The following is a 13175-nucleotide window of genomic DNA, read 5'->3' on the forward strand; positions in this document are numbered from 1 at the left end:
GTTTAAACTACAAACCATCCTTGAAGGCTACGAACTAGCAATGTCTCTTGAACACTAGACTTGTGATCAAGAGACAGCGCACTTAGCGAGGCTTTGTTTTATTTAATGTTGCTTAAGCGTTTTTGCTTCGAGTCGTGAGCTTTCTCGCAAGTACTATAAAAATCAACATCAACAACGGATAGTGGAAGGTTTTAAATACTAACGACCAAAAGCCGCTGAATGACACAACCGTTTCAGAATACAAATACAACTGGTCCACAAGAAGTAATGCCAAAATCACAAACAGCATCTGTTGGCGCTCAAATCGAATTTCAGACTCTTTAAACGTCAGTACTAAAGCAGAAGCAGTAATCAGAATAGCCAACCAACTTGTAAATACAGGGAGTGGCCAAATTACCGCGATAGCTGCGGTGATTGCTGTCATAACAAACCAAATACCCTTCGAGCTTAATAGGTGGTCCACGTTAACTTCTGGGTTGCTTTCCAAACGCAAAATGTGCCACGCCACAAGTGCCCCCATTAACGCACCAATTAGCATGTCGAGAATGAATGCAGTACCCAAGAAGAACTTACATACCATAACCGCCAACGTTACCACTGCAACTAAGAAAGTGATGCGATTCAATCCAAAGCTTTTTGTTCTTTGGAACATAAATGTCATGACACAAAACCAAATAGCGATCGGCAAGCTTGGGAAGCTAAAGCCAAAACTGTGCGTTAACTCCGCCATTGGCATATAGACGTGTGGCCTAGGTAAAGAGAACCCTTGCTGAGCAACTAACGTCATCAAAGACGTCGCAGTGATTGCAAAAAACAATCGATATACAAATCGACTGTCAAACTTCATCATGACGAACGGGAACAAAAACAGCAAAAATGTTGGATTACTTAAACTCGTCACGAGCTTCGCAATTTCACATGCCGTATCGCGACTTGTCATTGAAAACGAGCTGACCCAACTTTGAAGATCTACCATCCAAGAGAGTTCTAACTGGCGAAATTTAGGTGCTGACTCAATTAATTGGTTTACATAAACAACGGGTTGATCGGTCGCTTTTGAATAAAAGCCAGCCACATCTTTCCACTGTGATGAATAGCGATACAAAGAAGACGCCATATCGCTTGGGTTCAATAACATTGCAGACGCCACTTCGACGCCATAATGCGGAGCAAACCATATAGGCAGTTCGTTCCCATCCATAGCATTAGCCATCGAAAAAGCGATGACTTCAGAATCAGAGACGCAATCGTAAAAAATCGCCGTATCTGTTTTGCCGAGCTCCTCTCCAACCGTAACAACTAACCCCGTCTCTTCCCACGTTTCTCTTTGCGCGGCCAGTTTAGGAGATTCACCTTCTATAATGGTGCCACCTGGAAGCGAAATTTTATTCGTCAATATTTCATGGATAAGTACAAGTTTGTTATCTGCTCGGACAACACATAGCGCCCCTTTTACGTCTTCAGGAAGGGGATTCGCGGCAGATATAGGAGAAACAAACAATGAAATGGAATACAGGATGAGAAAAAACAACTGTCTCAGCACAAAATACAACCTTTAATGAAGAAGAGAATCACGCGCAATGATGGCAGGATTACCAATATTTTTCGACATAAATTAAGTAACCAGTTGTACATTTAGCACACATGTCAAAAAACGCTTTGCGACACTCTTCAAAATAGTTCTGACAAAAATCAGACATAACTCGAAATATTGGCTCCGATTTTGCCAGTTATATTAAGTTAACGTCAGAGGAATTTACGTGGATTTTACGCCTTCTCAGAATTGAAACAAGAAAGAGAGCTTATTGTCGACAACAAATAAACTCTCTTTATGATTCATTTATACTTTTACAGCTTTAACCATGCATCTGTCCAAGCCGAGCCCACACCCGGCTCATAAGCACTTGGAGTCGAACCACACCATAAATTGTTTGGCCAAGGCTTACATTGATAACTTGAACCATTATTTGTTACCACATCTCCCGCAGAGTAGTTAGCACCAGCTTGATAGGCATCACCAGAAGACGGAGGTGTTGGTTTAGTCGGTGGCGTCGGGTCTGTCGGCGGATCTACAGGAGGATTAGTCCCAGAACAATCTGAGCTGCCAATTGACTGCCATACTCCCCATGGGCCAGATTCTGATGGGTTATCGCCTTGAGTCCACCATTGTGCTTGCCATAATTGACCAGCCCAAGTAACGGTTTCACCCGTGTTGTATACACCACTCGCTTGCCACTCATTGTCACAACTGCCTGACGGGGGTGTCGTTGCACTGGTCGCGGAAGCTGTTGCCACAGCTTGGTATGTAGTACTCGTTTTATCGATACCAAAAGCCAAAGCGACACTCGCCTCACCTGCTTGAGAAGCGCCAAACTCCACATCGACACGACACGAGCCGCCTGCATTGAGTGTCGATTGTGCACATTGGTCTCTGGTGATCATCGCAGATTTCGTGACTCCAGAACTTTGCAATCCCACACTTTCGACAGTAAACGCAACATTACCGATATTTTGAATACTGAAACTGTGTTGCTTCAGCTCGCCCACTTTAAAAGAACTCAAAGTCTGATTTGCCGTGTAACCAACAGAAACATTATCTGTCGGAGGCGTTGTCGTACCTACTACGCCATCAACAAAACTGCGTAACGCCGCAATGTCGCTATACACGCCGTACTTACCCGGTCGGGCACAACCTATACCCCAACTGACGATACCTAGCTGAGTGACGAGACCGTTGTTCTTAATGACGATGGGACCGCCGCTGTCTCCCTGACAAGAATCAATGCCACCTTGCGGAACACCCGCACAGAATGATACGGAGCCAACTGTGGTGTAATTGCCGCCAGCTTGTCGACAAGTCGCATCAGAGACCAGAGGAACATCCACTTCTTGCAGCGCGGTTGGTGAACTGCCCCCCTCCGAAGTTCGGCCTAGGCCAGCGACGGTTAACCAATCACCGACACCTGCATATTGCGAGACACTGCCTGCGGCTATATCCACTTTCGGAACACCAGAGGGAATTGAACTGAGCTTAAGCAATGCGATGTCGTTAGAAAGCGTAGAAGCATTATAAGAAGGATGAATATAGATCTGGCTGACGTTGGAACGTACACCATCAGTACCGTTATAAATCACACCACCAATTTTTACTGCTATTTGATTTGGTGTGTCACCGTCAACACAGTGAGCAGCAGTGAGTACGAAACCATCCCCAATATAACTCGCCCCGCAGAAAGAACGATTACCATTGCGGCTGACTATCTGCGTATAAAATTTCCAGTCATTGGGGTTAGCCGTGATACCACCCACGATATCCGGCTGAATTTCAATGTTTTGTGTATCCGTGACTTGATCTGCGCTTGCCGACATTGGCAATAACGCCGTTGCAAGTAAGGTTTTTGATAGATTCAATGTTATTTTCCTCTTGTTTTATGAGGCACTATTCATGTGCCACTTACAAAACAAGCAAACAAAAACAACATCACCAATTTGGATGAGAATGAGTCGCCGCACATTGCGACGAAACTAATAGCAAATACTGACTAGTAGACTCAACTTTTGCACCGTCAGATTACATAAGTCACTAAGTTACCGTCTTAGCTACGCATTAATTAACGTTCAGATAACGACTTTCTTAACCAATGAATATGATGCCCAAAACCTTGGTTCTCATAGAGAGAAATCGCTGTCTGGTTAAAGTCCCAAACCTCAACAAACATCTGTTTCACTCCGTAATCAACGAATGTCGCCTCTATCTTTTCAATCAAAGCCTTCGCGGTACCTTGCTTACGATATTCGGGTAAGACGTATAGCTCATCAACGCTTCCCATCATGACAGGTTTACTAACCGTAGAAATAAGCTCGCAGAAATGCCCGGACACAAAGCCGATGATCTCATCCTCTACTCTAGCGACATACACCAAACATTCAGGATTATCGAGATAGCGAGCAATGCTCTTTTCTTGTTCGATTTCTTCTGCGGTTTTAAACAGCTCTGGGGATTGGATATGGTGCTCATCATGCAGCTCGAACATCAAATCATTGAGTTGTTCAAGATCGTCAAAAAGCGCTGGTTTGATTACAAAAGTAGACATAGGAAAAGAAGCCAATAACAGGAATTCATATAGTGTGTGTTTAAACATGCATTTAGGCAAGCAGGAATGCAAAAGCCTCTTGCCGACAAAGCAAGAGGCTCCGATGTTTGTGCTTGCTCCTAGGTAACCTAAGAGCGCACTTTATTAAGCTCGTACTTGACTAGCCGCGTTTAAGCACGCGTTCGATTTCGCCTAGACTGGTTGGGTCATCAATGGTTGATGGCACCACGTATTGCTCGCCATCGGCTATTTGACGAATGGTTCTTCGCAGAATTTTACCTGAGCGAGTCTTTGGCAAACGATCAACAACCAGCGCATGTTTAAAGCACGCTACTGCGCCAATCTCGTTGCGCACTTTACCCACCAACTCCCCTTCTAGCGTTAGATCATCAATCTTCACACCATCTTTAAGAACCACGAACCCAAGTGGTAGCTGCCCCTTTAACTCATCGTGGATACCGACTACCGCGCATTCCGCAATCGCTGGGTGACCACCAACGATTTCTTCCATTTCGCCGGTAGACAGACGGTGACCTGCAACGTTAATTACGTCATCAATACGACCCATGATAAACAGGTAACCATCTTCATCTAGGTAACCGCCATCTCCCGATACGTAGTAACTCGGAAATTGACTTAGATAACCAGTTTCAAAGCGGTCGTGGTTGCACCAGACAGTCGGTAGACAGCTTGGTGGTAATGGGCGCTTCAGAGCCACAAAACCTTGCTGATTTACGCCCACTGGCATGCCCATTTCGTTGAGAATCTCGACCTGATAACCAGGTATCGGCTTGGTAGCAGACCCCGCTTTAACTGGCATCATCTCGATACCGGTCGGATTGCCTGCGATAGCCCATCCAGTCTCGGTTTGCCACCAGTGGTCAATGACCGGCTTATCTGCTTTGCTTTCGACCCATTCTAGCGTTGGTGGGTCAAGGCGTTCGCCTGCCATGAAAATAGAATCAAGATTGGACAAGTCGTATTGCTTAATGAACTCGCCTTCTGGATCTTCTTTCTTAATTGCACGGAAAGCGGTTGGCGCGGAGAAAAGCACGTCCACTTTGTATTCGTCACAAACACGCCAGAATGCACCCGGATCTGGAGTTCTCACCGGTTTGCCTTCGAAGAGCACAGTTGTACAACCATGAATCAGCGGCGCGTACACAATGTAAGAATGACCAACGACCCAACCTACATCCGATGCTGCCCAGAACACGCCATCTTGAGGAATGTTATATATCGATGTCATTGAATATTTCATCGCCACGGCATGACCACCATTGTCACGTACCACGCCTTTAGGTTTCCCTGTTGTGCCAGAGGTATACAGAATATAAAGAGGATCTGTCGCTAGCACAGGGACACACGCATGAGGCAAAGCTTGATCGTATTCTTGTTGCCAATCTAAATCACGCTCAAGATTAAGCTCCGCTTCGCACTGTGGGCGTTGAAGAACAAAAACTTTCTCTGGCTTCCAACGGCTGTCCATAATGGCTTTATCAACCATTGGTTTGTATGGAATTATCTTATTGATTTCGATGCCACAAGACGCCGTCATGATGACTTTGGGTTCTGCATCTTCAATTCGAACAGCAAGCTCATTCGGGGCAAAACCGCCAAACACCACTGAGTGAATCGCGCCTAATCGAGCACACGCCAGCATCGCCATTGCTGCTTCTGGGATCATCGGCATGTAGATGACCACACGATCGCCTTTGGTTACGCCTTGGTTAGAAAGCATGCCCGCGATTTTTGCTACTTGGTCGCGCAAATCTTGATAGCTGTAAGTTTGTTTTTGACCCGTCACTGGCGAATCATAAATCAGTGCGGTTTTATCGCCTCTTCCTTGCTCGCAATGATAATCCAATGCGAGCCATGACGTGTTCAATACGCCATCAGGAAACCAACGTTCAATCCCATGTTCGTCAGCTTGTAAGATGGTGTTTGGCGCTTCAAACCAATCGATGTTTTCAGCTTGAGCACGCCAAAATTTTTCCGGTTCATTTTGTGCCCAAAGGTATTCTTTTTGATATGCAGACATATTGCTTCCTCCAGTATGTCCTGACATTGCTTTTCTTGAGTATCACTACCATGCAATTGTGTTATTCAAAGACATTGGAGGGAACACGCACAAAGCCCTCCATCAGTATTCTCGCGCTGCGGCTCATGATGGCTTTTTCAATCACCCAACCTTGTTCTGTTTGTTTGGCTTTCGCCCCCACCTTAAGCGTTCCTGATGGATGCCCAAACGTCACAGACTCTTTCTCTCCGCCACCAGCGGCCAAGTTGACTAGAGTACGCGGAACGCATGCCGCCGAGGCAATAGCGACCGCTGCGGTTCCCATCATGGCATGGTGAAGTTTGCCCATAGATAAAGCTCGGACGAGAATATCGACCTTACCTGCTTCTACGGTTTTACCACTCGACGATAAGTAGGATTTAGGCTGGGAAACAAACGCAATCTTAGGCGTGTGTTGACGTGTTTGAGCCTCTTCGAGCGAATTAATAAGACCCATTTTTAATGCCCCATGTGCACGAATGGACTCAAACCTTGCAAGAGCAGATTCATCGTTATTGATGTCATCTTGAAGCTCGGCCCCTTGGTAGCCGAGCGCTTCTGCGTCTACGAAGATTGTCGGTATGCCTGCGTTAATGAAGGTGGCGTTGAACGTCCCAACATCTGGCACGACCAAATCGTCTACTAGATTGCCGGTTGGAAACATGCTGCCTTCACCATCAGCAGGGTCGACAAAATCAACTTGGATTTCTGCCGCAGGGAACGTCACACCATCAAGCTCAAATTCCCCTGTTTCTTGAACGAAACCATTTACGATTGGCACATGAATCAATATGGTTTTGCCAATATTTACCTGCCATACACGAACGGTAACGATGCCGTTTTGAGGAATACGATCTTCGTCGATCAACCCTGCATGAATGGCGAAAGGCCCGACTGCAGCAGAAAGATTGCCGCAGTTACCACTCCAATCGACAAACGGCTTATCTATCGATACTTGTCCGAACAGGTAATCAACGTCGTGATCGGCTCGCTCACTGCGCGACACAATCACAGTTTTACTGGTGCTGGAAGTTGCGCCGCCCATGCCATCAATTTGTTTGGCATACGGGTCAGGGCTACCAATCACACGAAGTAGCAGTTTGTCTCTTGCCTCCCCTGCAACTTGCGCTGGCTGTGGCAAATCTTCAAGGTTGAAGAACACACCTTTACTCGTACCGCCGCGCATGTAAGTCGCCGGGACTTTGATTTGGCTTTGCATCTTGCTATCCATATCTTGCTCCGTTATTGAGCTATCTATTGCGAGAGGAAGTCTTGAGCAAAGCGCTGTAACACACCGCCCGCTTTGTACACGTGAACTTCATCTTCGGTGTCGAGTCGACAAGTCACCGGCACATCAACCTTGTCGCCATTAGCACGGGTAATCACCAACGCCAAATCAGCACCTGGAGTGATATCGCCGATAACGTCATAAAGTTCAGTGCCATCTAATTCGAGCGTCTTTCGGTTCACGCCATCTTTAAATTGCAGAGGAAGTACGCCCATTCCAACTAAGTTGGTACGGTGAATACGCTCAAACCCTTCAGCGACAATAGCTTCTACACCCGCCAAGCGAACGCCTTTCGCCGCCCAATCTCGCGACGATCCTTGACCATAATCCGCACCCGCGACCACGATAAGCGGCTGCTTGCGATTCATGTAAGTTTCAATCGCTTCCCACATGCGTGTCACTTTGCCTTCAGGTTCAACTCTAGCTAACGATCCTTGCACGACTTCGCCATTTTCCTCGACCATTTCATTGAACAGTTTCGGGTTAGCGAAAGTGGCGCGCTGCGCGGTTAAGTGATCGCCTCGGTGAGTCGCGTATGAGTTAAAGTCTTCTTCTGGCACGCCCATCTTCGCGAGGTACTCACCTGCTGCGCTGCTTGCCAAAATTGCGTTCGATGGCGATAAATGGTCGGTCGTAATGTTGTCGCCTAGAACGGCGAGAGGACGCATTGAAGATAGAGTTCGCTCACCAGCCAATGCTCCATCCCCCTCTTTTTGCCAGTAAGGAGGTCTTCGTATATACGTACTCATCGGGCGCCAATCGTAGAGCGGGTTCGGGTTACGAGCCTCATCATTCAGTTTGAACATTTGAATGTAGACTTGATTAAATTGCTCTGGCTTAACGTACTCACCCACCACGGCATCAATTTCTTCATCCGTTGGCCACAAATCGTTGAGATAAACCGGCTTGCCGTTTTTGTCTGTGCCTAAAGAATCACGTTCGATATCAAAGCGAATCGTACCGGCTAACGCGTATGCAACGACCAAAGGTGGCGATGCTAAAAATGCTTGTTTTGCATAAGGATGAATTCGACCATCAAAGTTTCGGTTCCCAGAAAGTACCGCCGTTGAATACAGATCTCGGTCGATGATTTCTTGTTGGATTTTCGGGTCAAGCGCACCACTCATGCCGTTACAGGTTGTACATGCATAGGCGACGATACCAAAACCAAGCTTCTCTAATTCAGGGAGTAATCCAGACTCTTCAAGGTAAAGTCGAGCCACTTTAGAACCTGGAGCAAATGAAGACTTCACCCAAGGTTTGCGCACCAAGCCAAGCTCATTCGCTTTCTTAGCAACAAGACCTGCTGCCACAACGTTTCTTGGGTTACTGGTGTTGGTACAAGAAGTGATCGCTGCGATGATCACCGCGCCATCTGGAAGTTCACCTTCTTTCTCTTGCCATTTGCCAGAAATACCACGCTCAGCAAGTTCCGAGGTAGGTAAACGACGATGAGGATTTGATGGACCTGCCAAATTGCGGCCGACTTGGGACAAATCAAACTCAAGCACGCGTTCGTAAACGGCAGTATCTAAATCATCTGCCCACAGGCCGGTTTGCTTGGCGTACTTCTCGACCAAGTCGACCTGCTGTTCATCACGCCCCGTCAGTTTGAGGTAATTAATGGTCTGCTCATCAATGTAGAACATCCCAGCGGTTGCGCCGTATTCTGGCGTCATGTTTGAGATGGTCGCGCGGTCGCCAATAGTTAGGTCTCGCGCCCCTTCACCAAAGAACTCGAGATAGGATGAAACCACGCGTTCATGTCGCAGGAACTCGGTAATTGCCAACACGATATCGGTAGCGGTAATACCCGGTTGACGCTTACCAGTCAGCTTCACGCCAACAATGTCTGGTAGACGCATCATCGACGGGCGACCAAGCATAACCGTCTCCGCCTCTAAACCGCCGACACCAATCGCAATAACGCCAAGAGAATCAACGTGAGGTGTGTGACTGTCTGTGCCGACACAGGTATCGGGATAAGCAATGCCTTGCTTGGCTTGCACCACTGGAGACATCTTCTCCAAATTGATTTGGTGCATGATGCCATTACCCGCAGGAATAACACTGACGTTCTCAAACGCCGTCTTACACCACTCGATAAAGTGGAATCGGTCTTCGTTTCTGCGCTCTTCTATCGCGCGGTTTTTTTCAAAAGCCTCTGGGTCAAAGCCTGCGTGTTCAACTGCCAGTGAATGGTCAACGATCAATTGCGTTTCAACCACAGGGTTTACTTTCGCTGGGTCACCGCCTTGTTCGGCAATCGCATCACGCAAACCAGCAAGGTCGACTAATGCGGTTTGTCCAAGGATGTCATGACAAACCACACGCGCCGGATACCAAGGGAAATCGAGGTCACGCTTGCGTTCGATCAACTGTTTTAAGCTATCAGTGAGCGTATTTGGATCACAGCGGCGAACCAACTGCTCAGCTAAAACGCGTGAGGTGTATGGGAGCTTTTCATAGGCTCCAGGAGAAATATCGTTAACTGCTTCTCGGGTATCAAAATAATCGAGTTGGGTTCCCGGGAGCGGCTTACGATATTGAGTATTTATGTTTGTAGTGATGCTCATGGGCTTGCTTCCGCTTTAGTGTACATCTTGTGCCTGAACGCACCGCGATACTGTTTTTGAAATGGATTCGCGGTGAAAGAGACGCCCCTTGTGAATGTCATTAAGACGAAACTCACAAAGAGGCGTCACGCGCTAGCGTTGTTCGATTGGCACCCAGTCTTGATGATCCGGTCCGGTATAATCCGCACTTGGGCGAATGATTCGGTTGTTCGCGCGTTGTTCATACACGTGCGCCGCCCAACCTGTCAGTCGACTCATCACGAAGATTGGCGTAAACAACTTGGTTGGAATATCCATGAAGTGGTAAGCCGAAGCATGGAAGAAATCTGCATTACAGAACAGACCTTTCTCACGCTTCATGACGGATTCCACGCGCTCAGAAACTGCGTAAAGATGTGTGTCACCCACCTCTTTCGATAACGCTTCAGACCAACGCTTGATCAGTGCATTACGAGGGTCACTTTCGCGATAAATCGCATGACCAAAGCCCATGATTTTGTCTTTGTTCTCTAGCATCTGCAGAATGTTGGCTTCTGCTTCATCTGGCGTTTGCCAATCTTGAATCATTTCCATCGCTGCTTCGTTTGCACCGCCATGAAGTGGGCCACGCAGCGTACCGATAGCAGCCGTGATGCAAGAATGAAGATCAGAAAGCGTAGAAGCACACACGCGCGCCGCAAATGTTGAGGCATTAAACTCATGCTCTGCATAAAGAATCAAAGAACAGTGCATCACCTTTTTGTGCGTTTCACTTGGTGCTTTATCAGTAAGCAGTTTCAGGAAGTAGCCACCAATGCAGTCTTCGCTGTTATCGTGAGTTTTGATTCTCACACCATCGTGGCTGAAGCGATACCAGTAACAGATGATCGCAGGGAAAAGCGCCAGCATTCGCTCAGTAGCATGAAGCTGTTGCTCAAAGTCCATTTCCTGCTCTAAGTTACCCAGCATAGAACAACCTGTGCGCATAACATCCATCGGGTGAGCATCAGCAGGGATCAGCTCTAACGCTTGCTTAAGCTCCGCTGGTAAGCCACGCAGGCTCAGTAGATGTGTCTTGTAGGCGTCTAGCTCTTGTTGATTAGGTAAGTGACCGCGTAACAGCAAATGCGCCACTTCTTCAAATTGAGCATGATTTGCCAAGTCCGTAATATCGTAACCACGATACGTTAGACCTGTCCCCGTTTTACCGACAGTGCATAAAGCTGTGCTTCCAGCGCTTTGACCGCGTAGACCTGCGCCACCTATCTCAGCTTTCTTTTCTACAGAATGAGGCATTGTTGAACTCCTTTTCTGTCTGATTTGGCTCTCTTAATGGGCTCTTTTGAATCAGACAATTTTCACGTTATTGGATTAGAGATTCTTTTCTTGGGCTTCCGTTTATTTCTTCGTTTATCTTATTTACCCTCCGAAAACAGCTTGTCTAACTTATTCTCGTAGTCGTGGTAATTAAGGTGCTCATACAGCTCTTTTCGTGTCTGCATCGAATCAAGTAGCGCTTCTTGGTTGCCAACTTCTAATAAGTGTTTGTAAACCATCTCGGCAGCTTTGTTCATTGCACGGAATGCACTCAATGGGTACAAAACCATGTCCACTTTGGATTGCGCCAATTCTTCACAGCCGTACAGAGGTGTTTGTCCAAACTCAGTAATGTTGGCAAGAATCGGCACGTGCTTCCCTGTTGCGTCTTCGAGCGCTGTTGAGAACTGTTGATATTGGTCGAGCTGATTCATGGCTTCTGGGAAGATCATGTCTGCGCCCGCTTCCACACATGCAATCGCACGTTCAATCGCACTGTCCATACCTTCAACCGCTAACGCATCAGTACGAGCCATAATGACAAAGCTCTCGTCATTACGCGCATCCACGGCCGCTTTCACTCGATCGACCATTTCTTGTTGGCTAACAATCGCTTTGTTTGGGCGATGGCCACAACGCTTCTGCGCCACTTGGTCTTCCATGTGCACTGCCGCCGCACCCGCTTTTTCCATCGCTTTGATAGTGCGTGCAATGTTAAAAGCACCACCAAAGCCCGTATCGATATCAACCAATAAAGGCAAATCACACGCGTTGGTGATGCGATCTACATCCACCAAAACATCGTTCAATGTTGTGATGCCAAGATCTGGCAAACCGTAAGATGCGTTGGCGATGCCGCCACCCGACAAATAGATAGCTTGGTGACCCAAGTTTTTCGCCATCATGGCGCAGTATGGGTTAATGGTGCCGACGATCTGCAGCGGGTTGTTTTGCTCAATGGCGAGTCTGAACTTCGCCCCCGGAGATAAGCTCATGACAATTTCCTTCTAGTCTTGTTCTCTATCTTTACTTTCAGAATGTAAAATCTGTAATTCGATAAGTTTTCGGCTGCCTGAGATGTGCCTTCTCATCAGCATTTCTGCCAGCTCTTCATCACGGTTGCGAATCGCTTGCAGAATGAATTTGTGTTCATTGAGTGCTTCATTAGGACGAGATTGCGCACGTGGCGATTGGTAACGATACATGCGCAGTAAGTGATACAACTCGTCACAAAGCAAAGAGATTAGCTTGCTGTTTCGGCTCGCTTGAATGATTCGATAGTGGAAGTCGAAGTCACCATGCTGGTGGAAGTAAGACGATCCTTCGACTTCGTCAATATGTTTGGAATGTGTCGACAATAGCATTTCCAAACTCAGTAATTCTTCTTGAGTGATATAGCGAGCCGCGAGTCTGGCAGCCATACCCTCTAATGCTTCGCGGACGGAATACAATTCGATGAGTTTTTCTGGAGAGAAAGTGATAACACGAGCGCCGACATGCGGAATGCGCTCAATCAAACCAAGTCCTTCAAGACGCATCATGGCTTCACGTAGAGGACCTCTACTCACTTGATATTTCTTGGCTAATTCAGGCTCTGAGATTTTACTGCCCGGTTCAATCTCACCACTCACAATCGCTTCCACTAACGATTCGGTCAGCGATTCAGATTTAGTGTGCTCCTTCTCAGAGACAATCACTTTATGACGAGTTTTCAACTCTGTATTCATATTCAAGGCACTCGTATTTAGAAATCAAAGTGTCAACAATTTGTTAACTTGAATATAAAATAGACGATCAGATTGTCGACAATCAAGCAAATTGTCGACAATTTAGACTAAGGTATAGTGTTATTGAGTGATTTG

General features: G+C 46.9%; 9 protein-coding genes. All 9 read right to left on the reverse strand.

What is annotated here, in order from left to right; translation table 11 throughout:
- Positions 1-112: 112 nt before the first annotated feature.
- The 9 genes from OQJ86_RS20415 to OQJ86_RS20455 all read right to left on the reverse strand — a co-directional run bounded on the left by OQJ86_RS20415 (position 113) and on the right by OQJ86_RS20455 (position 13040).
- Positions 113-1543 (reverse strand): bifunctional NUDIX hydrolase/phosphatase PAP2 family protein, encoded by a 1431-nt coding sequence (locus tag OQJ86_RS20415; RefSeq protein WP_265989807.1) that lies wholly within the window; start codon positions 1541-1543, stop codon positions 113-115.
- Positions 1544-1848: 305 nt separating this feature from the next.
- On the reverse strand, positions 1849-3411 hold the full coding sequence (locus OQJ86_RS20420) for a trypsin-like serine protease (protein ID WP_265989809.1): 1563 nt from the start codon (positions 3409-3411) through the stop codon (positions 1849-1851).
- A 200-nt stretch (positions 3412-3611) separates the two neighbouring features.
- On the reverse strand, positions 3612-4094 hold the full coding sequence (locus OQJ86_RS20425; RefSeq protein ID WP_005443631.1) for a GNAT family N-acetyltransferase: 483 nt from the start codon (positions 4092-4094) through the stop codon (positions 3612-3614).
- A gap of 160 nt (positions 4095-4254) precedes the next feature.
- Positions 4255-6135 carry a propionyl-CoA synthetase gene (locus OQJ86_RS20430; protein WP_265989811.1) on the reverse strand — a complete coding sequence of 627 codons (1881 nt, stop codon included), beginning with the start codon at positions 6133-6135 and terminating at the stop codon, positions 4255-4257.
- A gap of 61 nt (positions 6136-6196) precedes the next feature.
- Positions 6197-7384, reverse strand: coding sequence for a 2-methylaconitate cis-trans isomerase PrpF (prpF, locus tag OQJ86_RS20435; RefSeq protein ID WP_265989813.1), 1188 nt, complete (start codon positions 7382-7384; stop codon positions 6197-6199).
- Between the two features lie 23 nt (positions 7385-7407).
- Positions 7408-10017: a Fe/S-dependent 2-methylisocitrate dehydratase AcnD gene (acnD, locus tag OQJ86_RS20440; RefSeq protein WP_265989815.1), complete on the reverse strand. Its 2610-nt coding sequence runs from the start codon at positions 10015-10017 to the stop codon at positions 7408-7410.
- A 132-nt stretch (positions 10018-10149) separates the two neighbouring features.
- Positions 10150-11292, reverse strand: coding sequence for a 2-methylcitrate synthase (gene prpC / locus OQJ86_RS20445; protein ID WP_009704402.1), 1143 nt, complete (start codon positions 11290-11292; stop codon positions 10150-10152).
- Between the two features lie 119 nt (positions 11293-11411).
- Entirely contained in the window at positions 11412-12308 is an 897-nt protein-coding gene (gene prpB, locus OQJ86_RS20450) for a methylisocitrate lyase (protein ID WP_009696947.1), read from the reverse strand.
- Positions 12309-12320: 12 nt separating this feature from the next.
- Complete coding sequence (locus OQJ86_RS20455) at positions 12321-13040, reverse strand: GntR family transcriptional regulator (RefSeq protein WP_009696948.1); 720 nt, start codon at positions 13038-13040, stop codon at positions 12321-12323.
- Positions 13041-13175: the final 135 nt, after the last annotated feature.

This window comes from Vibrio sp. Sgm 5 (genome assembly GCF_026241575.1).
GTDB classification, from domain to species: Bacteria; Pseudomonadota; Gammaproteobacteria; order Enterobacterales; family Vibrionaceae; genus Vibrio; species Vibrio jasicida.

Excerpts from the sequence above, each read along its gene's own strand:
- OQJ86_RS20425 (WP_005443631.1), bottom strand. The coding sequence starts at position 4,094 with ATGTCTACTTTTGTAATCAAACCAGCGCTTTTTGACGATCTTGAACAA.
- OQJ86_RS20430 (WP_265989811.1), bottom strand. The coding sequence starts at position 6,135 with ATGTCTGCATATCAAAAAGAATACCTTTGGGCACAAAATGAACCGGAA.
- prpF (WP_265989813.1), bottom strand. The coding sequence starts at position 7,384 with ATGGATAGCAAGATGCAAAGCCAAATCAAAGTCCCGGCGACTTACATG.
- acnD (WP_265989815.1), bottom strand. The coding sequence starts at position 10,017 with ATGAGCATCACTACAAACATAAATACTCAATATCGTAAGCCGCTCCCG.
- prpC (WP_009704402.1), bottom strand. The coding sequence starts at position 11,292 with ATGCCTCATTCTGTAGAAAAGAAAGCTGAGATAGGTGGCGCAGGTCTA.
- prpB (WP_009696947.1), bottom strand. The coding sequence starts at position 12,308 with ATGAGCTTATCTCCGGGGGCGAAGTTCAGACTCGCCATTGAGCAAAAC.
- OQJ86_RS20455 (WP_009696948.1), bottom strand. The coding sequence starts at position 13,040 with ATGAATACAGAGTTGAAAACTCGTCATAAAGTGATTGTCTCTGAGAAG.